Source organism: Rhizobium atlanticum (assembly GCF_030182485.1).
Lineage (GTDB): Bacteria > Pseudomonadota > Alphaproteobacteria > Rhizobiales > Rhizobiaceae > Rhizobium.
On record NZ_JAQJCJ010000025.1, the window covers coordinates 1 to 23,946 of the forward strand.

At 58.5% G+C, this 23,946-nt stretch carries 28 protein-coding genes and 4 pseudogenes; 14 read left to right on the forward strand and 18 right to left on the reverse strand.

All coding sequences use genetic code 11. The features are described from left to right. A partial coding sequence (locus tag PH551_RS27990; protein WP_285195916.1) for an integrase core domain-containing protein occupies positions 1-303 on the forward strand: 303 nt, incomplete at its 5' end. A gap of 297 nt (positions 304-600) precedes the next feature. Here PH551_RS27990 and PH551_RS27995 read toward each other — a convergent pair. Next, entirely contained in the window at positions 601-3,045 is a 2,445-nt protein-coding gene (locus PH551_RS27995) for a beta-glucosidase (protein ID WP_004674391.1), read from the reverse strand. A 468-nt stretch (positions 3,046-3,513) separates the two neighbouring features. Between PH551_RS27995 and PH551_RS28000 the strand changes: the two are divergent. Further along, positions 3,514-3,694 (forward strand): annotated as a pseudogene (locus PH551_RS28000) (hypothetical protein); the annotation flags it as partial. A gap of 409 nt (positions 3,695-4,103) precedes the next feature. On the opposite strand, the gene PH551_RS28005 reads toward PH551_RS28000, so the two are convergent. From PH551_RS28005 to PH551_RS28020, 4 genes are all read right to left on the reverse strand, one after another. After that, positions 4,104-4,970 (reverse strand): ISAs1 family transposase, encoded by an 867-nt coding sequence (locus PH551_RS28005; RefSeq protein WP_237353332.1) that lies wholly within the window; start codon positions 4,968-4,970, stop codon positions 4,104-4,106. A 286-nt stretch (positions 4,971-5,256) separates the two neighbouring features. Further along, the gene (locus PH551_RS28010; protein ID WP_004674388.1) at positions 5,257-6,162 is read right to left on the reverse strand and encodes a LysR family transcriptional regulator; all 906 of its coding nucleotides are present in this window, start codon (positions 6,160-6,162) and stop codon (positions 5,257-5,259) included. A 131-nt stretch (positions 6,163-6,293) separates the two neighbouring features. After that, entirely contained in the window at positions 6,294-7,241 is a 948-nt protein-coding gene (locus PH551_RS28015; protein ID WP_004674385.1) for an SDR family oxidoreductase, read from the reverse strand. 11 nt (positions 7,242-7,252) lie between these two features. Then, on the reverse strand, positions 7,253-8,035 hold the full coding sequence (locus PH551_RS28020; protein WP_004674384.1) for an SDR family NAD(P)-dependent oxidoreductase: 783 nt from the start codon (positions 8,033-8,035) through the stop codon (positions 7,253-7,255). 467 nt (positions 8,036-8,502) lie between these two features. Between PH551_RS28020 and PH551_RS28025 the strand changes: the two genes are divergently transcribed. From PH551_RS28025 to PH551_RS28045, 5 genes are all read left to right on the forward strand, one after another. Beyond that, positions 8,503-9,354, forward strand: a complete 852-nt coding sequence (locus tag PH551_RS28025) for an SDR family NAD(P)-dependent oxidoreductase (protein ID WP_004674382.1) — start codon at positions 8,503-8,505, stop codon at positions 9,352-9,354. A gap of 31 nt (positions 9,355-9,385) precedes the next feature. Beyond that, positions 9,386-10,087: a RibD family protein gene (locus PH551_RS28030; protein WP_004674381.1), complete on the forward strand. Its 702-nt coding sequence runs from the start codon at positions 9,386-9,388 to the stop codon at positions 10,085-10,087. A 22-nt stretch (positions 10,088-10,109) separates the two neighbouring features. Then, complete coding sequence (locus tag PH551_RS28035) at positions 10,110-10,232, forward strand: hypothetical protein (protein WP_009982859.1); 123 nt, start codon at positions 10,110-10,112, stop codon at positions 10,230-10,232. A gap of 480 nt (positions 10,233-10,712) precedes the next feature. Continuing rightward, a complete protein-coding gene (locus PH551_RS28040) occupies positions 10,713-12,662 on the forward strand; it encodes a multicopper oxidase family protein (protein WP_018446454.1) in 1,950 nt (649 codons plus the stop codon). Between the two features lie 26 nt (positions 12,663-12,688). Next, positions 12,689-13,081: a hypothetical protein gene (locus PH551_RS28045; protein ID WP_004674379.1), complete on the forward strand. Its 393-nt coding sequence runs from the start codon at positions 12,689-12,691 to the stop codon at positions 13,079-13,081. A 42-nt stretch (positions 13,082-13,123) separates the two neighbouring features. Here PH551_RS28045 and PH551_RS28050 read toward each other — a convergent pair. From PH551_RS28050 to PH551_RS28065, 4 genes and pseudogenes are all read right to left on the reverse strand, one after another. After that, a pseudogene (locus PH551_RS28050) lies at positions 13,124-13,826 on the reverse strand (transposase domain-containing protein); the annotation flags it as partial. Positions 13,827-13,873: 47 nt separating this feature from the next. Next, on the reverse strand, positions 13,874-14,161 hold the full coding sequence (locus PH551_RS28055; RefSeq protein ID WP_010031604.1) for a hypothetical protein: 288 nt from the start codon (positions 14,159-14,161) through the stop codon (positions 13,874-13,876). A 326-nt stretch (positions 14,162-14,487) separates the two neighbouring features. Further along, positions 14,488-14,715 (reverse strand): annotated as a pseudogene (gene tnpB, locus PH551_RS32935) (IS66 family insertion sequence element accessory protein TnpB); the annotation flags it as partial. A 224-nt stretch (positions 14,716-14,939) separates the two neighbouring features. Beyond that, positions 14,940-15,407: an avidin/streptavidin family protein gene (locus PH551_RS28065; RefSeq protein WP_004674376.1), complete on the reverse strand. Its 468-nt coding sequence runs from the start codon at positions 15,405-15,407 to the stop codon at positions 14,940-14,942. A 195-nt stretch (positions 15,408-15,602) separates the two neighbouring features. Between PH551_RS28065 and PH551_RS33065 the strand changes: the two are divergent. The 5 genes and pseudogenes from PH551_RS33065 to PH551_RS28090 all read left to right on the forward strand — a co-directional run. Beyond that, a pseudogene (locus PH551_RS33065) lies at positions 15,603-15,776 on the forward strand (transposase domain-containing protein); the annotation flags it as partial. Between the two features lie 200 nt (positions 15,777-15,976). Further along, on the forward strand, positions 15,977-16,624 hold the full coding sequence (locus PH551_RS28075; protein ID WP_004674374.1) for an FAD binding domain-containing protein: 648 nt from the start codon (positions 15,977-15,979) through the stop codon (positions 16,622-16,624). A gap of 186 nt (positions 16,625-16,810) precedes the next feature. After that, positions 16,811-17,095: a (2Fe-2S)-binding protein gene (locus tag PH551_RS32940; RefSeq protein ID WP_004674373.1), complete on the forward strand. Its 285-nt coding sequence runs from the start codon at positions 16,811-16,813 to the stop codon at positions 17,093-17,095. Continuing rightward, positions 17,092-17,853 carry an N-acyl homoserine lactonase family protein gene (locus tag PH551_RS28085; RefSeq protein WP_004674371.1) on the forward strand — a complete coding sequence of 254 codons (762 nt, stop codon included), beginning with the start codon at positions 17,092-17,094 and terminating at the stop codon, positions 17,851-17,853. Before PH551_RS32940 ends, PH551_RS28085 begins: the two co-directional genes overlap by 4 nt. After that, positions 17,850-18,215 carry an aldehyde dehydrogenase large subunit gene (locus PH551_RS28090; RefSeq protein ID WP_004674370.1) on the forward strand — a complete coding sequence of 122 codons (366 nt, stop codon included), beginning with the start codon at positions 17,850-17,852 and terminating at the stop codon, positions 18,213-18,215. Before PH551_RS28085 ends, PH551_RS28090 begins: the two co-directional genes overlap by 4 nt. Here PH551_RS28090 and PH551_RS28095 read toward each other — a convergent pair. The 5 genes from PH551_RS28095 to PH551_RS28115 all read right to left on the reverse strand — a co-directional run bounded on the left by PH551_RS28095 (position 18,185) and on the right by PH551_RS28115 (position 19,648). After that, entirely contained in the window at positions 18,185-18,514 is a 330-nt protein-coding gene (locus tag PH551_RS28095; RefSeq protein ID WP_009992643.1) for a hypothetical protein, read from the reverse strand. The genes PH551_RS28090 and PH551_RS28095 overlap by 31 nt on opposite strands. 9 nt (positions 18,515-18,523) lie before the next feature. Next, on the reverse strand, positions 18,524-18,802 hold the full coding sequence (locus PH551_RS28100; RefSeq protein WP_010033182.1) for a hypothetical protein: 279 nt from the start codon (positions 18,800-18,802) through the stop codon (positions 18,524-18,526). A 41-nt stretch (positions 18,803-18,843) separates the two neighbouring features. Then, positions 18,844-18,987, reverse strand: a complete 144-nt coding sequence (locus tag PH551_RS28105) for a hypothetical protein (protein WP_010033181.1) — start codon at positions 18,985-18,987, stop codon at positions 18,844-18,846. A gap of 39 nt (positions 18,988-19,026) precedes the next feature. Further along, entirely contained in the window at positions 19,027-19,284 is a 258-nt protein-coding gene (locus PH551_RS28110; RefSeq protein ID WP_004674366.1) for a BON domain-containing protein, read from the reverse strand. A 154-nt stretch (positions 19,285-19,438) separates the two neighbouring features. Further along, positions 19,439-19,648, reverse strand: a complete 210-nt coding sequence (locus PH551_RS28115; protein WP_008534154.1) for a CBS domain-containing protein — start codon at positions 19,646-19,648, stop codon at positions 19,439-19,441. 270 nt (positions 19,649-19,918) lie between these two features. Here PH551_RS28115 and PH551_RS28120 point away from each other — a divergent pair, with 270 nt between their 5' ends. Further along, positions 19,919-20,971, forward strand: a complete 1,053-nt coding sequence (locus tag PH551_RS28120) for a type III polyketide synthase (protein ID WP_004674362.1) — start codon at positions 19,919-19,921, stop codon at positions 20,969-20,971. Between the two features lie 220 nt (positions 20,972-21,191). On the opposite strand, the gene PH551_RS28125 is transcribed toward PH551_RS28120, so the two are convergent. Further along, positions 21,192-21,329, reverse strand: coding sequence for a hypothetical protein (locus tag PH551_RS28125; protein ID WP_257784652.1), 138 nt, complete (start codon positions 21,327-21,329; stop codon positions 21,192-21,194). A gap of 219 nt (positions 21,330-21,548) precedes the next feature. Further along, the gene (locus PH551_RS28130; RefSeq protein WP_004674360.1) at positions 21,549-21,779 is read right to left on the reverse strand and encodes a hypothetical protein; all 231 of its coding nucleotides are present in this window, start codon (positions 21,777-21,779) and stop codon (positions 21,549-21,551) included. 319 nt (positions 21,780-22,098) lie between these two features. Between PH551_RS28130 and PH551_RS28135 the strand changes: the two genes are divergently transcribed. Beyond that, positions 22,099-22,977 (forward strand): response regulator, encoded by an 879-nt coding sequence (locus tag PH551_RS28135; protein ID WP_004674359.1) that lies wholly within the window; start codon positions 22,099-22,101, stop codon positions 22,975-22,977. Here PH551_RS28135 and PH551_RS28140 read toward each other — a convergent pair. Next, a complete protein-coding gene (locus PH551_RS28140; protein ID WP_004674356.1) occupies positions 22,943-23,590 on the reverse strand; it encodes a BON domain-containing protein in 648 nt (215 codons plus the stop codon). The genes PH551_RS28135 and PH551_RS28140 overlap by 35 nt on opposite strands. A 123-nt stretch (positions 23,591-23,713) precedes the next feature. Beyond that, positions 23,714-23,896, reverse strand: coding sequence for a PDZ domain-containing protein (locus PH551_RS28145; protein ID WP_010030806.1), 183 nt, complete (start codon positions 23,894-23,896; stop codon positions 23,714-23,716). Positions 23,897-23,946: the final 50 nt, after the last annotated feature.

A 23,946-nucleotide genomic window follows, 5' to 3' on the forward strand; every position in this document is an offset into this window, starting at 1 on the left:
GACAATGGTCCCTGCTACACATCAAAGCCATTCGGCCAAGCTTGTCGCGACAACGGCCTCAAGCACGTCCGCACCAGACCATATACGCCTAAAACCAACGGAAAGGCCGAACGCTTCATCCAGACCGCCCTCAGAGAGTGGGCCTACGCCGTCGCCTATCCCAACTCGGACATGCGCGCCGCCGAACTGCCACGATGGCTTCATCGCTACAATTGGCACAGGCCTCACGGAAGTCTAAACTCAAAACCACCAATCACTAGGCTCGCTCTTACCCAGGACAACCTGTTGAGGCTCCACATCTAGTCGCCGCCGGATGAAAATTCAGTGGCAGGTCACTTCTTCCATCCCTTGGTGTCCACCTATTTTGGTGGACACCTCATGCCAAAGCTCACTCAATTGCAGAAGGTGCGGGGAAAATCGCGCTTACGATCGTTCAGAAAACATTGCCTGTTTTTGGAGGCGCAGGCGGTGTTTCGCCATGCCATTAACCAAGTACCGGTTTTGAGGCATTCTCTCACTCAACTCACCCAGCTTCACCGCCAAAACTGCATACGTTGGAACTCGACCACTGCCCAATGTGGTCATTGATTTGCGGCCCATTCAGAGCGCCAAGACAGCGCCCTTTTGCGTGACAGTTAAACTCAAACGGATGTCGGTGGCCGAGAACCCAGCCATCACTGCAAATTCCCCCGCCTCTATCCGCCAACGCCGCTCGGTCGTGTCGAAGAAGGCAAATGTTCGGGCGTCAAGTATGAAACGCAACCTTCGTTTCTCACCGGGTTCCAGGGCAATTTTCGAGAAGGCTTTCAGCTCTTTAACCGGTCTGGGTATAGATGCTTCAACATCGCCGACATAGATTTGCACCACTGCCGAACCTGGCCGCTCGCTGATGTTGGTCAATTCCAGTGTCACTGTCACCGCGCCGGCAGCGTCTGGTAGCCCTACCGTCAGGTCCGACATCGCAAAGCTTGAATAACCGAGACCATGACCGAACGGGAACAGCGGCTTAATGCCGTGGCGGTCGTAGTGCCGATAACCGACGAACACACCTTCGTCATATCGCACATGGCCGTCCTTACCTGGATAGACCGCGTCATCCTCAGTATGTGTGGGGTTGTCAGCCCAGCGCACGGGGAAGGTCTGTGCCAGTCGGCCCGAGGGCTCGGCCTTGCCGAGGAGCACATCGGCGATCGCGTTGCCAGCCTCCTGTCCGGGATACCAGCATTGCAGTACTGCACGAGCACCGGAAAGCCAGGGCATTTCCACCGGTCCACCGGTTTGTAGTACGACGATCGTGTTCGGATTGGCCGCAATTACCGCCTCAACAAGCTGGTTCTGCAGACCGGGAAGTGCAATACCGCGAAGATCGGAGCCCTCGGTATCCCAGTCGCCCGTTCTGCCCACGAAGACTACCGCATGATCAGCCTTTGCCGCGACGGCTGCTGCCTCGGCAATCTCCGCTTCGGCCGAAAATCTGCCTATTCCTACCCGAATTGCGGCGATATAGAGGTTGACGTGGTCGTGCCGGGCGTACTCGGCGACGACCTCGTATGTACGGCCGGCTTCGAGCGTGATTTCACCCACGACCTCTTCGCAGCCTTCTTCAAAGAATGTGGTACCACGTATCCAGGAAGCCCAAGCGTCCACCACAAGTCTGCCGTCCACATAGACCCGGCCAAGCCCGGCCGAGGTTAGTCCGACGCGATAGACGCCGGCTTCCGAGGCTGTGAAGATGGTGCGCATTCTAGCCGAAAAGCGAAGGGGATCGACAAAGCCCTCGGCCACGGGGGGCAACCATACACCAAGGCTCGACGGTTCCTCGACGACCTTCACCGGTTCGCCAGCTAGCTCCCTTCCTTGGAAAAACTCGAAGGTTGTGGGGTTTTCGATTAGCGGCTGAAACCGATAATTGTTGCAGCCCTGAGCGTAGCACAGATTCTCCTCACCCAGCGCGTCCACCAGCCCCTGCCACGGACTGATGACATAGTGAGGGTTCAACTGCGCCGAGCCGCCTCCCATCACCTGCGCGACCTTGGCATTGGGTCCAATGATGGCGACCATACCTTGCTGAGCCAATGGCAGGATCCCGTCATTCTGTAGCAGAACTGCGCTTTCCGCTCCCGCGCGCCTGATCAATGCCCTATGTTTCGGTTGATCAATGGCGTACTCCTTAAACTCGCGATGATCGTTGATAGCGCCGGTGCGTTCCATCAAAGTCAGGATATTGCGCACACAGGCGCGGATCGTCTCGACACTAACCTCGCCGCCTTCGACCGCAGCCAGTAGCTTGGAGCCGCGATCGCGAGTCGGGCCCGGCATCTCCAGATCCAGCCCGGCATTCACGGTGGGTGCGGTCGAACGCGAGCCGAACCAGTCCGACATCACCACGCCGTTAAAACCCCAGTCACCGCGCAGAACCTCGTTCAACAGCCAATGGCTTTCCGCCGTGTAAGTACCGTTTAGCTTGTTATACGAAGACATCACGGCCCAGACCTTTGCCCGCTTCACCGCCGTCTCAAAGGGTATCAGGTAGACTTCGCGCAGCGTGCGTTCATCGATATCTGAAGAGATGGTTGTACGTTCAATCTCGGACTCGTTGCCGACGAAATGTTTTATCGTGGCACCGACTTTCGTGGACTGCAGACCTTCGATATAGCCGACTGCAAGTTCCGCCGTCAGGATCGGATCCTCAGAGAAGCACTCAAAGTTGCGGCCGTTTGTGACGCTACGCTGGATGTTAACGGTGGGGGCTAACGAGACGTGGGCACCTTTTGAAAGAACCTCGTCACCTAGGGCACTGCCGATTTCCTTGGCTAGATCCGGGTTCCAACTCGCTCCGATGGCGATGCCCACCGGGAAAGCCGCTGCAGTCACACCTCCGACAAAAGACCCCGCCCCGCGGGCGCCGTTGGGGCCGTCGGTCAAGCGCAATCTCCCTATCCCTAGGCGGTCGATGGGCGGTAAAGACCAGAACGTATCGCCGGAAAGTAGCGAGACCTGCTCCGCCAAGGTCATATTATCGAGCAATGCTTTCTTATCAATCATCTTCTCTGCTTCTTGAATCTCAATACTTACCTGTCCCAGATCAACATCTCAAGATGCATATCGGGGAAGCTGGTGATCTCGGCGCCATGGAGCCGTCCATCCATAAAAAGGACGCCCGTTTGTTCATCAAGGCGTCGCGTCCCGCCGTCGCGAGGACGACGACATGTTCGAAGCCTTCACATAGCCGAGATGCGGTCACCGCTTTCCATTGAAAACAAGGAACATCGCGGCAATCGATTTCAGCAGTGAAAGTTGTGCCGGCTGCGGCAGCGCCGGTTCTGTTACGGAGTTATTCCTCCGCAAGTTTGTGAGACAGTTCGAACATTAGCAAGCTTTATCAGACAATCTGTTGACAGACAACCTCGGTCGCGCAGCTTTCGTGTCGTCATTGATGATTCGATGCTTCCCTCGGAGGCGGATCCCGATTGATGAAGTTTCTTCACCGCCTATGGACAAGGATCGACCACAATGGACAGGCTGTTGTCCCGTTTCCGGCTACAGAGTAATCATTTTCGTACTGTCTTTCATAATCAGCATTTGCGCGGTGGGGTTTTCGGGGCACTACGCCGCGGGTCTCCTACAAGGCCGCCTGGAAACCTCGAGCGAGGTGATGCAGGTGCTCTCGGGTTTCCGTGACGTCTCCGCCTCGTCCGTCTGCATCGCCCTCACGCCGTGCTTGAATCCTCCCTACATATGCAGGCATTCCCGGTTGATATCGATCCAGATTGTCTGAGAGCTACCAGTATTCGTTGATCCTGCCGTTATAGCTTTGCCTGCTCGTCTGCACAAATTTAGATATCGAGAGATCAAAAACGGGCGCCTGGAGGAGAGCCGTGGCAGTACCGCATTCGTACCGGCTGGTCGTGTCAGACAGCCGAAGACTTGCGGATTCTCTACCATCATGGATGGCCTCGGCTCAGAGAGGGATCGGAGGCTGTCACGTATTTTTTTCCGCTTTCGGCATGTTAAAGGATGCCAGGCGATCTTGCTGCCAATTATTTTTCTGGCTGCGAGCGACCGCTTTCTGCCGGCACTCAAATTCCCCTGGTGAAGCAGGGCTATCGCATATGAGCGATGATAGAGATGAGGAACTGATCGTCCCACCCTGCCTTCTTGATCTTTCGACGAATGGAGGCCTTATCTGGATGGGCCCGGATGAGGTTGAGGGCAATCTTTCGTAACAGAGCAATGTTTGCCGGTCCGTGATCCTTACGGTTTCTGGCGGCATCCTCGCGGAACTGGACGTCGAGCACCCAGTGCAGTTTGTTTTCGATCTGCCAATGAGTTCTGGTTACCTCGATCAGGGCGGCAGCCGACATGACGGTGGAGAGCAGGAAGTAGCGGACATGGCTGGTCAGACGGCCATCGGCATGACGGCTTGTGGCCTCGACGGAGCCGATGGCCTGCAGGCCGGGGAAGTCGATGTCATTGACGGCGACGATGCAGGCACGGCGTCTTTCGCAGCGGTCATGGTCATTCTCGGCGGCGGTCTGGACGCCGAGTGGCTCGACGTCGTCCAGACGAGCAATCGTCTGTGCCAGGAGGCCGGGCTGATTGGCCTTCAACGCCAGGGCATAGTCGCCGCCGGCGGAAAGGATGGCATGAGCGGTATCGGCGCGGCAATGCAGGGCATCGGCGGTGACGATGGCACCTTCCAGCGACAAAAGCGCAAGCGCATCGAGCGCCCCTTGGACCTCGTTGCGGCCCGGCGCGGTCTGTTGGCCGATGACCAGGCCGCAACCGGCAGCCCAGACCTTGACGAGGGGCAGCGGCGTCGCCTCGTACCGCCTTGCCGTCGACCGCCACCACGCCTTCCATGCCCTTTGCAAAGGCTTCGGTAAAGCGGCTTCGAAGGCAACCTGATTGAGGCAGCGGAAAACGGTGGAGAAGGTGCCATGGCCGGCGATGCCATAGGGCAGCGGCACGATCGTCTTGAGCCACTTCTTTTTGGAAACGCCGAATCGGCCATGTCGGCGCAGCTTTCGGCGCCGCAAACGATCGCGGCAATGGCAATGAACAGGATCGACATCAGCGGATGACGTGTGTTGCGCCCCGAGGGTCGGGCAGATCTTTAAAACAGGTGGCAAATCGATTCATCCGTACCTCCAAATTATCGGAGAGTTCTTGAGTCGATTTGCCTCAGCAAAACAACTCCTTACCATCCATATGCGATTCTCCTGCCTGGTGAAGCTGTCTCGTCTGGCCGTCACTTCAATCGCCCGCAACCGGCGCCTTAAGGTAGTCGAGAAACGTCCGGAGAGCGGACGGCACCTGTCGATGCGAAACGTAGTATGCATGAAAACCCGGCCCGGTAGAGGTCCAGTCCGGCAGCACGACTTCGAGTGAACCGGCCGCAAGTTTGTCCTCGACCCGGGCCTGCAGGCAATAAAAGAGACCGCCTCCCTCCTCCGCCATGCGGATAGATAGTTCCGAATCTCCGAGCGTGAGAAGTCCCGGAACGTCGAGAGAAACCATGCGATCGCCGTCGCCAAGTTCCCATTTGCAGAGGTGATCCGTACCGGTTCGGATCCGGATGCACTCGTGCGTCAAGAGATCTTCCGGCCGCGCGGGCCGCCCTCGTTCGTTGAGATAGGCCGGAGAACCGACTACGATCCATTCGAGTTCGGATGTCAGACGCGACGCGATCATCCCCTCGGGAACCGTTCCCCCATAACGGATGCCCGCGTCAAAACCTTCGGCGACCATATCGATGAAGCGATCCTCGACGCTGACTTCGACCTCGACATCTGGGTAGCTCTTGCGAAAACTGTGCAGTCGAGGAGCGATCAGCAGCTCGGCGGCGTCACGCAGGGTGGTCACTCTCACTCTGCCCGTAGGCCCGCTCCTGAAACTGTCTAGGAGATCCATCGCAGCTTGAATGCCGAGGAAACGGGGCTCCAGTTCGGCAAGCAGCACTTCGCCGGCGGCGGTGAGACTGATGCTCCTGCTTGTCCGATGAAACAGACGGACGCCCAGACGGGCCTCCAAACCCCTGATCGAGTGGCTGAGGGCAGACCCGGAAACGCCGCGAAGCGCGGCGGCCTTTCGGAACCCCCCCGCACGCGCGATCGCGACGAAAGTTTCAAGGTCGGCCAGATCGGCCCGCGTTGATACCATGAGTTATGGATACTCGCACTTGTACTGAAAAAGATCGCCCTTGCCGGCGCCGACCTTGCTTCAGGCCGGCCGGCACCTTCAATCCTTATTTAACTGGCCCTGTATTTGGTATGTGATGGCCGAGGAAGCAGTCAAAAATTTGACCTAGTGATCCATGTTGGATCCTGCGAAGGACGGCGGAGATGGCCCGGTCGCTGAAAAACGAAAACGTCCGGGATTAGATCGTCATGCAATGAAGATCTTCGTGTCCACAGCCACGAGAGACGGCACCGGTTGGTTCCGCGAGGCGGTCTAACAGTCCCGGAGGTTCTAGTTCTGAGCTCTCGAAAACGCGGGCTACCAGTCCTGCCGGGTTGGATGGACGAAATGTCGTTGATCGTGATCTCCGGGGGCTGGTCTAGTGCATAGACCACGGCTTCAGCCACCGACGACGGCGGAATACCCTGCTTGTTGAGCTCTCCGGCGATCTTTCTGCCCGTCTCGTCATGAACCTTGTCGGCCCAGCCGGTATCGATCACGCCAGGGCTGATCATAGACACTTGGATCCCGCTACCCACGCCCACCTCCTTCCTGAGGCTTTCGGTAATACCGCGTATGAAGAACTTCGTGGCTCCGTAAACCCCTGCCGCCTCGCCGACATGAACGCCGGCGATAGAGCTCATATTCAGGATGCGGCCGGACCGGCGCTCCAACATCGACGGCAGCACCGCGGCGATCGCATGCAGATAGCCACGCAGGTTGGTATCGATCATCTTGTTCCAATCGCCGACGGCGGCATCCTTCCAATAGGAAAAGAGCATGAGGCCGGCATTGTTGACCAATATATCGACCGGGCCGTACGTCGTTGTGGCGAACGCGACGAGGGCCTTGGTACTCTCAAAATCCGTGGCATCAGCAACCTTGTAGCTGGCAATACCTCCCGAACCGGTGATGTCTTCGACGATCTGACTGAGGCGTTCCTCATTGCGGCCGGCAAGGACGACGCGCGCACCTTTTTCCGCCAATCCTCTGGCGGTCGCCGCTCCAATGCCCGAGGAAGCCCCTGTGACGATGGCGACCTTGTTTTTCAGATGTGACATGACGTGCTCCTTCACTGCGGTTGGGTCAATTCGGCTTGCCGCGCGGCTTTGACGGGCTCGGGGGTCGTCCGGTTTTCCAACACCTGCCGCTTGGTTTTCTGATCTCCGCCGACGATATGGTCGATGCCGTTCATGAGGGCCTCGAAGCCCTGCTTGGCGACGAGCGTCTTGTCGTTTTTTTGTTGGCCACCGAGCTTCGTACCGCCCATTCCAGCGTTCGCGTGGAAGTCGCTGTTGGTGGCGCCCGGAAGGAGTGCCGTCACCGTGACCCCGGTCGAGCGCAACTCCTCGCGCAGAGATTCCGCGACCATGTAACCGAATGCCTTCGACGGGCCGTAAACGGTTTCGTATGGCGTGGGCAGGGTCGCCGAAACCGAGGAGGTGATGAGAATCCTGCCGCGGCCGTTCTTGACCATATGTTGGACGACGCGTTTGGCCATATGGACGGTCCCGGTTACATTGATCGCAAGCAGGCGAAGCTCATCCTCGAGATCGTTATCGACAAAGGCGCCGCCAATACCGATACCGACGTTCAGAGCCGCGGCTTCCAAGGGGCGCCCCAGCCCCTGCGTAAAGGTCCAGAACCTCTCGACGCCATCGTACGTCGAGGCATCCGCTTTGAACGGATATGCTTCGGCATCAAGGCTTCGTAGCGCATCGGCGGCCTCGTTCACCTTGTCGCTTGAGCCTGAAATGGCGACATCGAATCCATTCTTGGCGAATTGTTTGGCAAGCTCGAAGCCTATTCCAGATGAGCCGCCCGTGATCATTGCGAGTGGTTTATTCCCTGTCATGATTTCACTCCTTTGGTTTGGTCAGCACCACGATCGTCTCGAGGCGCTGGTGACCAAATGCCCGTGGAGCCGATTGGTTACATGAGCAAAATTGATCGGGGCGGCGAGTGAAAATCATCCACCGATCTGGCAGGGACCAGGAGTGCGTTACCTTTTTGGTCCCGTCCGCGGTCGAACTGGCCAGGCATTCCCTACGTCACGAAGGCCCTTGAGTGAACACGGCTCATCGGTGCGTGCGATCCCGCTCACTTCAAGTAGCCGTCGCGCTACCCTATTCTTATAGTGCGATCGAACGGTCGTTCGCAGCCCGCGGATATGATCCGACGACCCAAGCGCCCGAGTAGCGTTGATGGACTTCTCTGCGCTGGTGCCATCGGCCGGCACGCTTCTCGGAGAAAAATTCCACGGCGACGGCTTGTCCGGCACACCTTCCAGCGGTGACGGTCCAATGACGGGAAAGACAAAAAATGAGCGAGAGAATGAACAGCGTCGTTGCTCCTGGCCGCGTTGCGGTCATCACGGGAGCTGCGAAGGGCATCGGCTTGGCAATCGCGAGGGCTCTCGCGGCCCGCGGCATGAAGCTCGCGCTGCTGGATCTCGACGCCGACGCACTTGAGGATGTTACTTCGACACTCGACACGGACATCCTGATCGTGAGCGGCGACGTATCAGATTTGTCGGCACTGACCAGGTTGCGGGACGAAACGATTTCGCGGTTTGGCGACGTGGCCGTCCTAGTAAACAACGCGGGCATAACGCAAGGAGCCGGCCCTTGGGACAATCCTGCAAAGTGGCGACGCCAGATCGATGTAAACTTCGGAGGTGTTCTGGCCGCGCAACACGTCTTCGTGCCCTACATGATCGAAGCCGGTCGCCAGTCGGCCGTTGTCAACCTCGGCTCCAAGGAAGGTATTACGACTCCTCCAGGTAACGCCGCATATTCGGTGGCAAAGGCAGCTGTCAAAGTCCTGACCGAACAGCTGTCGCACGAGCTTCTGAAGGAGACGGGAGGTCGTGTTTCGGCTCATCTCCTCGTCCCTGGCTACACGTGGACACCCATGAACATCGCACTCAAGCCGCAGGGCATTGCGAAACCCGATGAGGCATGGACCGCAGAGCAACTGGTGGAATACTTCCTGGTCCGTCTGCTCGACGAGAATTTTTACATCATCTGTCCGGATAACGCGGTTACGTCTGCGATAGATGCCAGACGGATCCGCTGGGCGGCCGATGACATGATTCTGAACCGACCCGCGCTTTCACGTTGGCACCCCGACTGGATGGATAAATTCGCAGCCTGGTTGAAGGCAGGCCACTGACGGTGGAATGTTTGTAGAGGAGAGTAATCCAATGCCCAGACCCTATGTAATCTGTCACATGATGTCGCCGCTGGATGGCCGATTGATCGTCAATGATTGGGCCGAGGCAACCGGCCATTCGGTCGATGAGCTCGTGAAGATCTATGACGGCCTGCATGAGAAGATCGGTGCCGACGCCTGGCTTTCGGGAAGAGCGACGGGAGAAGAGTTCGCGGACGCCGTCGACCGCCCCTATCAAGCAACCGGCACAGCCGCGCGACCGATCCATATCGCCAACCCGGACGCCGGCGAGTTCGCTGTCATCGTGGATAAGGACGGTCGGCTACGCTGGGACAAGAGCGACATTGAGGGAGCTCACCTTGTGGTCCTGACAGGATCTGACGTGGATGATGCTTACCTGGCGGGCCTCACCCAGGCTGGCGTTTCCTATATCGTCTCGGAGAAAGATGGCGTCGATCTGAAAAACGCGCTTGACCTTCTTGGAACCGAGTTCGGTGTGAAGCGCTTGATGCTGGAAGGCGGGGCGCAAACCAATGGCCATTTCTTGAAGGCGGGTCTTGTTGACGAGGTCAGCCTGGTCATCTTCCCTGCGATCGGAGGCAAGTCGAATACACCGGCCATATTCGAGGGCGGCGAGGATGGGCTTGCCGGCAGGGCGAGGCTCACGTTTATCAGCGCCGAAGCCGCTGGCCTCGGCTCCGTGCATCTGAGATATCGCGTTGGACGTCCATAAGAGACGTCCGTAGGAGAAGATTGTGGAAGGGCTCCCTCCTGCCGTCGTCGAAATGATCGTCGAGGAGCAGGGCGCGATACTCCTGAGCAAGCAACCTTGTTTCGAGATCATCGCGCAGCGCAGAGAGCCGGAAGAACTGGCGTAGTCTGCCCGTGGTGTCTCTCCGATTAGGCGGTGTGATGAACGGTATGTGACGCCGACATTAATGCCCGCGGCGGTGACCGCGATATGAGCGTCAAGGCGTTGCTCGAGTGCAGCTCGACAAACAAACAAGGTGAGACGCGTATTGCCGCACGTAACGATGCTCCCCACAAAAATGTCGGGCCTACTACACCTGCTGTCAGGTTTGTCAGGTGCGCGCCATGGTGCTGTTCCGCCCGACTTCCTACCGCGCTCTCGTGGAAGTCCTTGAAGCATAGGCACAAGATTCCTTCTGAGGCTCGATCCGGCCAGAGTGGCATGAGTCTTGAAACTTTCTCGTCGCGCGGCGGCAGCTGTCTTCTCCCGAGAAAGCGCGCGAGTCAAAGTCGAATTGCAGGTGAACGCATGGTGACGCAGTAGAACTTTGTGGATGCGGTTCGACCCGGGGAGAACAAAACTCCGGGCAGAGGTTTGGGAGGGTTGTTTGTCTGTGTCTGACAAAATTGCGATCTTCGGTATGGCGAGCGTTTTTTCGGTCACCCATGCGCTATTCGCAGTCGCTCAAGAGGCCAGGGCCGTGACTAACCCCCTGGCCTATATGCTGCAACCTATCACAAAATCCCAGGGGATGCTGAAAACCTTCGAACAAAGCCGGGAGACATTTCCGGGCGAGGTTCTGCTCGATATGAACGCTACCTATCTCGACCGACAGATCTACAATCCGGCCACGGCGCGCTACGACCACGTTAAACTGCGCGGCTATCAAGACGCCCGCCAGACCGGCTTATCCGGTGCCGACACGCCATTGGTTGGACCGACCATCGATCTACGGCCCGGTCAGACGGTGCGGGTAACGCTTCACAACCTGTTCCCTCAGGATTCCACCTGCGGCATCGGCGGTGGCAGTGCCAATACCCCCCATTGCTTCAACGGTACCAACCTGCATTCGCACGGTCTCTGGGTAAATCCGTCTGGCAATGGCGATAATGTGCTGATCTCAATCCGTCCCGGCGTTTCGTTCCAATATGAATACAACATCGCCGTTGAGCATCCCGCCGGCACCTTCTGGTATCACCCACACCTACACGGATCAACCGCATTGCAGGTGTCGAGTGGCATGTCCGGGGCGTTGATCATCCGTGGCGATCGCATGCCGACACCGACCGAGACTGGCGATATCGACCGCCTATTGAAGCAGCCGGGCGGCTCCGATATCGCCGAACGGGTTTTGGTGCTACAGCAGATTCAATATGCTTGCACCGATAACAATGGCGACATCACTTATGATTGCCAGCCAGGACAGGTGGGCGGCATCGAAAGCTACGATCAGTTCGGACCTGGCAGTTGGCCGGCTTCGGGCCGCTTCACCAGCGTCAACGGCCAGGTGCTTGGTCAGTTGGCATTAGCGGAGGCTGGCTCGGTCGAGCGGTGGCGGATGATACACGCCGGGGTTCGCGACACCATCAATTTCGAAATCCGGCGCAAGACCGGGACGACCGCGTTCCGCACGCTTGCGGCAGCGGACACCGACAGATGGATCGATCAGAATTGCGGCAAGGATACTATTCCGTATGGGGTGGTGGCCCAGGACGGGCTGACAATGGCGCAGGTGCAGATGCGGCAGCAAGCGATCCTGCAACCGGGCTACCGCGTTGACGCGCTGGTGGTGTTGCCAGGAGCGGGTGACTACTGCATCATCGATGGCGCCGCACCGGCAGCGGCCAGCGTCAACCAGGAGGCTCCAAGCCGACGGCTTCTCGGCATAGTCACTGCAGTAGGCGGCCATGCCGTCAATGGCGAGATCGGCACCTATCTGCAGGATTGGCTGATTTCGGCGGCTGAGCGCACGATGTCACAGAATGTCGCCGGCAAGGTTATCGATGACCTCAAGAACGAGATGTCGCTCTCAAGCTTTATTCCCCATCCGGACATCGACGCGGGCGAGGTCACCGGCGAGCAGCAACTGGTGTTTAACATCGATGTGAAACAGCCGGGTGCCACCTTCTTCGAGGTTGACGGCAAACCTTATGATCCCAACCGCATCGACCGGACGTTGCCGCTGAGCGGAGTCGACGAATGGACGCTCCGCTCGGATTTCGTCAGCCACCCATTCCATATCCATGTCAATCCGTTTCAGATCATCAAAATTGTCGATGCGGCCGGCAACGATGTCAGCGCGCTTGGCGCCGATGACGACGGCGATCCGCAATATCCAGGCTTGAAAAATGTCTGGAAGGACACGCTGTGGATCAAGAATCCCGGCACCGATCCGTCGGCGCGCTACACGATCACCGTGCGGACGCACTACCAGCGCTATATCGGCGAGTTCGTTCTGCATTGCCACATCCTCGATCATGAGGACCAGGGCATGATGCAGAACATCAGGATCACCCTGCCGGACGGCCAGGGTGGCACCGTTTCCGGCCATCATTAGGGCGTCGATCGCCATTGGGAGGAACTATGAGCTTCACTGGCACTTGGAGTTATCGCAGCCTGATCAACAATCCCGATTTATCGGTTGATTTCAATGCACTGGAATTTGGCCAGGGAACGCTGGTGCTGACCGAGTTGGCTCGGCGCAAGGTCGGCGGAACCATTGGTGGGCCCGGGTGGTCGCTGGAATTGACCGGTACGGTGCGTCCGGGAGACCCTGTCGAGCTGCAATTCACTGGAAAGGGCGATGTGGCCGGCGAGACCTGGATCTACAGCTATCGCGGCTACATCGTGCCGAACTGGCCGAATGGCGTCGATCAAAGGGACGCCATTGTCGGTAGCATCGTCCGCGACGTCCCGCATTCGCATGGGGTCGCCGCAGCCGGCTACGTTGCCTCCTGGTATGCCGTGCGACAGTGATGCTCCAGCATTTGCCGCAGCTCGAAGACATTCGGATCAACATTCACCGGCCAGGGTCTGGGTCGACGGACCGATGCCTCACATTTGAACCGCGTGCTCTGGCGGTTCAGCGGGATGTGCTGCCCGAACTTGTCGAACACGATCGTCGCCAGCAACTGAGGGCCGATGAAGCCGCGCGGGCGTCGCATGGAACGGTGCGGGAGCCTGACTGATCGCCTCGCAATCGCGGCAGGTAAATTTCTCGCGCACCGTCTCGATCACCTTGAATCGGCGCGGGATATCCTCCAGCGTTTCCGTCACGTCCTCGCCCAGCTTCGACAGCCGCGAGCCGCCACAGCAGGCACATGCCGTCGGCGCTTCGATGACGATGCGTGCGCGCTCGACGTCTTTGGGCCACGCCTTGCGCACTGGACGCTTGCGGGCGAAGGCGCGCACGGACTGCGTTCTGGCCGCGGCCTCTTGGACGCTCAGTTCGTCCTCGGCGGCCTACGCCACGAGCTCTTCGAGCTGCAAATTCCAACTGATCGATCAGCCGCTGCGTGCGCTCGCGGCGCGGCCCGTGCTTCTCGCGCTCCAGCTTGCCGATCAGCAACTGCAAATGCACGTTGAGCGCCTCAATGTTCGACAGCCGCGCCTTCGCGTTGGCCGCTTCCGCCTCAGCTTGCAGCCGCGCAGCAGGTTCGGCCAGCAGCGCCGGATGAGCGCTGGCAAGGTCCGATGGCAGGGTAAGCGGCGGCAATGTCATAACGACATTGAATCAGATTTCTCAACAATCTCAATGTAAAAATTCAGTCAAACCCGGCTGGGGCGCCAGGTTTCCTGCCGTGCGCGCCAGTCAATTCCCTCCAGCGACAACGGATGTTGATGCCCCTCCTGGTGAGGCTGAATGATTCTCAGATCGAGTTGATGAATGGTACGGTTGCGAAGGTCGCGAACCGCGTTGACGACCGCCGGGGAATTTTGGAACAAATATGCTCCGGTTGATTGCTGGTCGATGAGCAGGCGCTTCCGCCTGATTTGAACGTAAATCCAATTGACGGGAATATCGAGCCTGGCGGCAAGTTGTACGGCGCTGAGCAAACTAGGTTCGTGTGTCCATCTGTTGCGCTGTGCCTTTACCTAGATGCCCGCTGCAAGGCGGAGGCGTTGCACAGTGATTGGCAAAACCTTCTCCTCACAATTGGGCGAATGGTGTCCTTTGCGCGTCAGTATTTCAGGCTTCGACATATCCCTGTGTCGCAGACACGGGTATCAGCAAGGTCGATCCACCACGATGTTCAACCTCATACGACGGCGCGAAGTTGCCGCCTCTACGTCCCACCTCACGGATCACATTAAAGGAGCGTCCAAATAACGGATGGCTCGGATCCAGCACCTCGATCTTGTCCGGTGATGATTCGTCAGACTCACAAGCAGGGATATTTCTGTAGACCTTCGAGCAGATAACCGAGCTGCGCCGGTGTGATCACCACCGTGCCGTCAGCGGCTGACGGCCAGATGAAGCGGCCGCGCTCCAGCTTCTTCGTGAACAGACAAGCGCCCTGGCCGTCACGCTAGATAAACCTTCCTCGCTCCAATTTTTTCGTGAACAGGCAGGCCCCCTGGCCATCGTGCCAAACGACCTTGATCAGATCGCCGCGTTTGCCCCAAGGCGGCGCATCCTCGGATGCTTACTTTTGTCCGGAAAGCTTGCCGTTTTGGCCGCATTGAACTCATCAAATAAGGATTTGCGCCGCGCGGACGAGCACGCGGCGCTTTTATTCGGCAGGGAAAGCAGCTTCGTCTAAGCCTTTGGCCATATTCGATGAATTCTTGCTCCACAATCTCTGACGGGCCAGCGCCGGCAGGGCAGAGGAGATTAATCCTTCAAGAGGCTTTTGTTCTCAGTCGTCGGCACGTACTGGAAAGTGTCTTGTCCTTGCTCAATGGCCGGACCGGAGCCGCCTTCGTAAGCGAGGTTCCAGCTCGTGACTATCTCAGTGTTGTTGCCGTTGACCTGTGCGTAGCCGGTCCATCCGGTTGCGGAATTGCAGTTCTCCGTCGAATTGTTCCAGCCGACCGAAAATGCGATGAACGTCCCGTTTACCCTTCCTGTTAGCGGATAGGGCGAGTTCTGGCATCCGGTGCCCTGGGCTCTGTTTACATATTGGCCGGAGACGTTTCCGAACGAGTCGACTTGAATGATCATCGTCGAGCCGGACTGGTTCTGCCAACTGCTGGAAGCCGATGCGATGCTTGAAAAATCCTTGAAGTTGCTTGCATCGAAAGCAAGAGCTGAGGTTGCTACAGCAAACACAAGTGCTGCAACTGCATTAGTACGGATCATGGTTTTTCCTCCTGATGTGCGCCGACCGTCGGCGATCGTACCGAAGGTTGCATATAAACTCGTAATAATCAATCAATCCGAGTAGCAATTTCCCGGGTTGAGAAAACCGAAAGACGGGCCGCGCGTTGCGTGGCGCGGCCCGAGAACGAGCATCAGGAGTGAAGACTTACACGATGCAAATTACGAACGGGATAGCGCAACGCTAATATCTTGACCATCATTGGAACGGACAAACTGCATGGCCGCAACCCCGAGAGCTACCTCACGGACGTCCTAACCCAGATCAAAGATTAACCGGTAGATAGGCTTGAAGACCTGTTGCCGTGGAATATGCTTCCGACGGTCTCCACTGCGCAAAAGGCCGCCTGATGGCTCGTTCGATGCATATCTGCACGATCGAAGACGTGGCCACCATGACCGGCGAGAACCTCGAACTGCTCAGAGAGATCGTATCCATCCGAGCAGGGCCGCGGGATTTTGGGCGCCGCGCGTAGTAACTTCGGTTCATGGAGATCGGATCGAACTGCACGGAGATCGGGTGAGAATCGGCGCCGACGGTACGCCATCACATGACCGCGACAGACCCGATCATCCGCCAACACTTGCCGATCGTGCATGAGGCGATGCATCACGTCACCCATATGACCGTGCGCAACCGCGGCACCTTCGGCGGCAGCGTCGCGCATGCGGATCCAGCGACCGAGATGCCGATGATGACACGGTTCCTCGGTGGGACGGTCATCGCCTCCTCTCAGCGCGGCAGACGCGAAATACCTGCAGCCGATTTTTTTGTCGGATCGCTGGTCAACTCGTTGGAACCGGACGAGTTTGTAATTCGCGTCGAGCTCGACGCGATGAGACCGGATGCCGGATGGGGATTTGAGGAGTTTGCAAAACGCCACGGGGACTTCGCACTCGCTTGCTTTGCGACGACGCTGCATTGTGTAGATGGCAGGGCGTCTGACGTTCGCGTTGGCATGATGGGCGTTGGTGAAACCCCGCTGCGGCTTGAAGAGATCGAGGGCATCATCGAGGGGACGGATGTTTCCGAGCCGGTTCTCGATACGGTGGCGGATCGCCTGGCTGGAATCCTCACGCCCAACACGGATATCCATGCCTCTGCAGATTACCGCAGGCATCTCTCAGGCGTCCTTGCCAAACGGGCCCTTCGCGCCGCCTGGAGCCGCGCGAACCACGAAAGGCTTCAAGCAAGATGAGTGAGAAGACGATCACCGTCAGCGTCAACGAAGCGTATATGACGCGCACGATCGAAGCACGAACGCTGCTGAGCCACTTCCTGCGCCAGGATCCTTTGCCTGACCGGAACCCATGTCGGGTGCGAACATGGCGTTTGCGGTGCCTGCACCGTCATTCTCGATGGAAGGAGCGCACGCTCCTGTCTGATGCTTGCAGTGCAGGCAGACGGGAGCGAAATCGAAACCATGGCCAGGGAAGCGTCGATACTCGGACGAATCCAAGAAGCGTTCCGCCAGCATCATGGCCTGCAATGCGAATTTGTAGGCCCAGTTTCATCGTTGGCGATCATCGACCTTCTTCGCCACCATCCGCTGGAAACCGATGATAAGATCAGGGAAGCGCTCTCAGGAAACATCTGTCGTTGTACGGGCTATGAAAACATCGTCAACGCCGTCCGCGAACTGGCTAGCAAGAGAGGACCTTTAAGATGAAGATGCATTTTCTCGAGGCCGGCCGGCTTCGTATGCGCCGGTCCATTTACGTCCCTGGGGCGCTGAAGGAAGAAGCGATTGAATTGCCGGTTCACGCCACCCTGATGCGCCATCCCCAAGGCAACGCGCTGTTCGATAGCGGATGCAATCCAGAGGCCGCCATCGATCCAGGCGCGCGATGGGGTGGGTTAAGCAAGGTTATGACCCCGATCTTTTCGCCAGAGCGGACGGTCGTTCATCAGTTGAAGACTCTTGCTCTCGATCCCGAGGACATAGATGTTGTGATCTGTTCACATCTGCATCCCGATCATTGCGGCTGCAACGCGTACTTTCGGCGCGCAACGATCCTCTGCCACGAAGCGGAGGCGCAGGCCGCCACGGCAAGCGGTGCAGAAAATCAAGGCTATCTTCGAGGAGAATGGGACCAGCCCCAGGGTTTCCAGACCTTCAATGCCGAGCATGACGTCTTTGGCGACGGGCGCATCGTCTTGCTGCCCATGCCGGGTCATACCCCCGGAATGACCGTCGCCCGTGTCGAGCTGGAAAAAGATGGTTCATTTATACTCGCTTCAGATGCTGCCCCGCTCCAGGCGAGCGTCGACACCGGTATCGCTCCGAGAAATACTTGGAACATCGAACTCGCCGCAGAGGCACTCGCTCGCCTGAAAGCTCTTCGGGAGCGGGGAGCTTCTATCATTTTCGGCCACGACGACGCGCAATGGCAAGAGTTGCGAAAGGGTGTGGAGTTCTACGAATGAGCCAGCAGGACCATTCCGTCGAGCTGCGGCCCAAACTTGTCGGCAAGCGGGACAAGCGCACCGAAGATCCACGTCTGCTGACGGGTGTTGGTCAGTATGTCGATACATGGCGCCGCGGTATGTTGCATATCGCATTGCGACGCTCCGACCAGCCACATGCCCGAATCCTGAACATCGATGTCGGCGATGCGTTCTCGGTGCCCGGCGTCGTCGCGATCTATGACGCGAGCGACCTGGAAGGAGAGATCAAACCTGCCATACCGACCTCGCGTATGCCTGGTTATTACGCCACCCCCATATGGCCACTTGCACGCGGGAAAAGGTGGCCGTTCTACTGGATCGTGTCCCAGTACGTGGCGTAGGTGACGGTAGGGAGTAAAGCCGAGCGCCCGCGCGTTTCATTGCGCTGTAGCGGGTGATCGGCTTTGCGGGCGGCCATCCTCATCAGCGGCTGGAGATAGATCAGATAACCGCCCACGGTGACAAGGATGCCGATCTGGAGTAGCGGCTCGGAGATGCTGGTCCCAACGAAACTGCCCACCGGTTCCGCTTCCGCAAAGATGATCGACAGCTCAACCCCCTCGAGCGTGGATTCCGATGGCGGCGTCTCGGCCCGATGCAGAACGCGCGCCCCGAGCCAAAGCGTGCTTTTTTCGCCCACCCAGCTTCTTTAGAGGTTGGAGGTGAATTTTATCGCGCCCTTCAACACTGCGACCGCGAGATAGAGGGATACGAGAAAGAGAAGAGACCGGTATGACGCTTGCTCGGTCGCCTCATTGACGATCCGGCGCTGGAGTTCGAGAGGCGCCGCGCCGATAACGAAAAGAGCCAGGGACAGCCCTGCGACCAACGCCTGATGACGCCTTCCCATCAGCCAGATGAAGCCGAATAGTTCGGAGAGCATCGAATCCGTCGCGCCTCCGGTCTTTTGCGGGACGCGGCCGGACAATTAAATCCTGGAGGGCCAGATGTTCATCGCGCACTCACGGGTCAGAGAGAGCGCTCGACGCGCCCGGTTCGGGAGTCGTGGGATGGCCTCACCAGTAGGACGCTCACGACCGTCCCCACCATGAGGATCAGGATGATGAGGAGAAGCCTCGACACGACGGCGTCTGCGATGACCCTGACAAACATGACGGAAACTCCAGGGACGATTTCATAGTTTGAGAGAGCTCACCATGCGGTAGCCAGGGTGATGTTGTTTACCACGCCGCCGACGCCGCGGATGCTTTCCGCCGCCACCCTGGCCGCCGAGCATTCCAGCTCCGTCTCGACCTCTCCCCTCAGGGTGACTGCCCCGTTGGAGACGGTCGCATTGACGATGGGGAACCTTATTTCGAACTCGGTTTCCAGGCGGCCACGAACGGCCGTCCCTAGGGCCTCGTCGCCGGAAGCAGTACACTGCCGTCGAACATCGAGAAGCGCTCGCATCAAGTCGTGACGGCTGATTATGCCGGCGAGTCTGCCGTTCGGTGTTTGATGTCGTGGGCCTGCAGGAGTTCTGCGAGCTGGCTCGCGGTTGCGCTCGGGGCGGCGCTGACGACGGGCGTCGACATCACGTCCTTGACGCGCCAGCTTCGGGCCTTCACATAGTCCGCCAGTGCATCTTCGCGGTCGCGCGTATGCGGTACCGCCCGTCTCGCCCAGGATGACGCCACCCGGCGCAGCAGGTCTCCCCGGTGACGATGCCGGTGAGCCGCCCTTCGCCATCGATGACGGGCACCGCGCCGATCTTGCTGGCGTTGACGATCTCGACGGCTTCCCTGACGTTGTGTCCCTCGTCGAGCGTCGTCACGGGGTCGTCATGATGTCTCTAGCAAGCATCGCGCTGTCTCCTTTTCGATCGGACAATTACGGAGCCAACTTGTTGAGCGCATTGACGTGGATCAAGGCAGACACGAAGCCGCGGGAGGCATTCTTCACGCGTCGTCGTCTCTGAAGCCTTCCGACGAAGTGCGGCGTCAGGCTCGCCCGCATTGCAACTTATTGAGGATCGAGGCGTTACGGTTCGGTCTCGTCCTCGCGCGGCGTACCAAATTCTTCCCGCGCCGTCGCAAGGAGTCTTATGCAGCAACCCGTCAAGCTGGTATCCGTCGGCACCGCCGTTCCGCCACATGTCATCGACCAGCGTGACGCGGCGCGAGCCTCGCACACCGCGTTCTCATCGCGATTTGACGATTTCGAAAAGCTGGCAAGGGTGTTCGAAACCTCGGGAATTCGGCGCCGCTATGCCGTCCGGCCGATCGAGTGGTATCTCGAGACGTCGGGATGGCCCGAACGAAACCTCGCTCATATCGAGGGCGCGGGTGCAATGTTCGTCGCCGCCGCCAGCAAAGCTCTCGTGTCGGCGGGCATTGCAGCAGGCGATGTCGACACGATCGTAACCGTCTCCTCGACTGGTATTGCGACACCTAGTCTGGAAGCGAGGGTAAGCCGAGAACTGGGCTTCCGGGACGATGTCGAACGGGTTCCCGTGTTTGGCCTCGGCTGTGCCGGCGGAGTCTCTGGGCTTTCAATCGGGTCACGGCTGGCGGCATCCCGGCCAGGCTCAGTCGTGCTGGTGGTCGCCGTCGAGACCTGCACGTTGGCATTTCGCATGGACAAGCTTACGAAGGCGAACATCGTGGCGACCGCCCTCTTCGGCGACGGGGCCGCCGCCTGCGTGGTGCGTGCTAGTGAGACCGGTCTGGCCGAGGTCGAACTTGCAGGCCAGCATACGTGGCCCGACACGCTAGACATCATGGGATGGAGCGTCGATCCGGAGGGTCTGGGCGTGATCTTCGATCGTGCGATACCACCGTTCGCCGAAACTCATGTGCTGAAGGGCGTAACGTCCATACTCGCCCGATCAGATCTTGCTCCTGCCGACGTTGACCGGTTTGCGTGCCACCCCGGTGGATCAAAGGTTATCACCGCCTTGGAATCGGCGCTTAAACTAAGCCAGGGAACCCTCGACCAGGAACGTGAGGTTCTCTCGGACTATGGGAACATGTCCTCGCCAACCGCGCTGTTCGTACTCGAGAAGCTTCTTGCGCAAGGACTACCCAGGAGAACTGTCCTGACGGCGATGGGACCGGGCTTCACCCTTAGCTGCCTCTCGTTGACGGCTGCAGCATGACCCGGCGATCATTCTCCAGGACGTATTAAGATCGCATCGTTTGCAGAACGAACAGGACTCGAAACAGATAGCTGACGCTGCAAAGGCTGCGATTGCCGTGGGACACCCCAAGTCGAAGGCGAGGTTGCCACCTCGCACTCGAATCCTTTCTCCTGCGTGCCGGCGTAGCTGCGGCAGTATGGCTGGTGGTAGTCGCTACCCAATCCGGTCCTCTGTCGCACTAGGAGGAGCGTGCCCAGCGCCAATTCTGGATTTCCGGCAAGTCTTCTCCACGCTCCCGTACGAACGCCCGGTGCTCGTCGAGCTTTGCATGCAAGGCTGCCGTCACATCTGGCACCTTTTCGGCGAGGCCGGGCACGCGCGCGATCGGTCGCGATGTCTATCTGCGTGTATCTGAACCATGCGATCCAGCCATGGCACTGAATGTGCATCGGCAAACAAAAGCGGATTTACAACCAACGTTGTCAGATACGTCTCCCCCAAGCGGCATTGATGTCTCGGGGCCAGTGTCTCTCGATTACGCCTGTCATCGATCGCCGACCTCGGCAGGCCACAAGGAGTGGGAAACTTTGATCTCCTACGCACTTTGCTCATCGCTTCCCATTCCTAGCTGCATTGAAGCGTGGGGCAGAGTGACTTCAAATAGGCGCTTCAGCGGAGTCCACCGACCGAGGCACTGGATGTTCGCAACCAACTGCCGCTTTTCCGGAAGATGATGAGTTAAGGTGGCAGGAAACGGAATAAGACTGGTTGACGAGAAGCCCGGGAAAAACAACAGAAACTGGTTCGAAAGTTCTTGTTCGTTCATCAGCGCTTTTTGTTGGATTGTGAGAGCACGGATCCTGCCAACTGCTTGGTAGCAGTGCTGTATTTCGTGCTCGATAGAACCTGCGAAGCCTTGTCCTCCATCGCAGCTCCTGTCTGCTTTGAGGTGCCCGCCTGCAAGGGCTCTGTTGCAAGATCGACTCCGACTATGTCCTGATGTACCCGGCGATCCGCCCCGGCAGCTACGTCCTCATTTCCGTGACCGACACCGGCACCGGAATGACGTCCGATGTGATGGAGAGGGCTTTCGACCGTTCTTCACCGCGAAACCGACGGGCTCGGGAACGGGGCTTGGGCTGAGCATGGTCTACGGTTTCGCAAAGCAATCCGCAGGGCACCTGCAGCTCTACAGCGAACTTGGCGAAGGGACGACGGTGCGCCTCTTTCTTCCACGCGCCGACGCCGGAAAGGATTCTCATCCGAACGAGCAGCGGGCTGAGGAAGCCCCGCCTCGGGGCACGGAAACTATCCTGGTGGTCGAGGACGACGCGAGAGTTCGCCGAGTGACGGTCAGCCGCCTGCAGACGCTTGCCTACTTCGTGATCGAAGCTACGAACGGGATCGACGCGTTGAAGGAGCTGGAGGCGGGGCATGACGTAGCGCTCCTGTTCAGTGATGTGGCCATGCCGGGAATGAACGACGACGAACTGGCCCGGAATGTCCGGGAGCGCTGGCCGAGGGTGAAAATTCTCCTGACGTCGGGCTTTTCTGAACCCCATGCCGCGGACAAGGAGATCGAAGCGGGCGCCGGCTGGCTGAAGAAGCCGTACACTGCATCGGAGATGTCGACCCGTCTCAGGCTGCTGCTCGCCGCGAGGCCTAATAGCGATTCTGCTCGACAGCAGGATTTCAATTTAGAAAAATCAAACCCGAACCTCAATCGCGCTGCCGTTGCGGGGACTCATATCTTTCTTCGCGGAAGATCCCAGCCTACGTCGCCACCCAAGGTCGCTCTCCAAGAACATCAATGGTCGCCTTGTGCTCGCGACGGAGGCTCTGCAACGGGTGGTGCGGAATTTCGTTCCGAAGACGAGATCTGCGCGCAAGTCGATCAAGGAAATTGGGCTCTATGCGAAGGGCGCTCAGCGGCGCCCTTGCTGCTGAGTGTGGGCAGAGCAGTAATGTCTAGCCAATCCCGATATTCGATCACCCGACCGTCAGTCGGTCGTCGAGAGTGCTGATCCCTGGAGCGGACCATGCAGCGCGCTCCGCCGCCTGCCGTTCCGACCAGGTCTTCACCTTGCCGGAGAGGATTACCTTTCTGCCTTGGACGTCGATTCTGATTGCATCGGCCTCAAGAGCGGCGTCGCGCTGGAAAGCATCCTCGATGCGTTTCTTGACATCCACCGCCGTAATATGCGGCTTCAGCTCCACTAGGTTGGACACACCTACTACGCCGGCGAGATCCCGCACGGCGTCGTAGGCCGCGTTCTTTTGATATTGCCACTCGACCTCTCCCCGCAAGGTGATCCACCCTTTGAGGACCCGCACCTGCACCGAATCCTTTGGCACGGAAACGTTCCAGTCGAGCATTTTGACAGCGCGCCGGGCGATGTAGTCGTCGTCTGTTTCCTTCGGCCCGAAAATCCGGACCTCGATATCGGCAGCTATTCCGCGCACGCCCTTGACGCGACTAACCACGCGCTCTGCGGCTTCTTTCTCCGCGTAGGTGCGCACGTGACCAGTCAGTGTGACGATCCCGCTATCGACCGCGACGCCGATATCAGCCGCGTCGATGCTGGGCTCGAATTCCATTTCGTCGAGAATGTTCTGTCTGAGTTGAATGTCGTTCATGACAACCTCCTTCAGGTTTGCGACGTGCCGATCGTGACAGCGCCGCAGATTTTCGTCGTTGATCTTCATCAAGCACGAGAGCGACCTTGGAATTTCAGCGGACAGAACACGGTCTGCGGGCTGCTACTGGGTCTGCACGTCAGCGGCCACGAAGAGGCGGTGGCCGTTCCTCACGACGGTGATGAGAGCACGGGCATGCTCCTTCACGAGTATTGAGAGGAGTTGCCCGACGTCCGTCACCGGCTGCTGGTCGAGAGCGACGATAACGTCGTCCGGCTGCAGGCCGGCCTGTGCCGATGATTGCACTGTGGCGTTATAACATATTGCCAAAGTCTATTTATGGGAACTGCAGTATC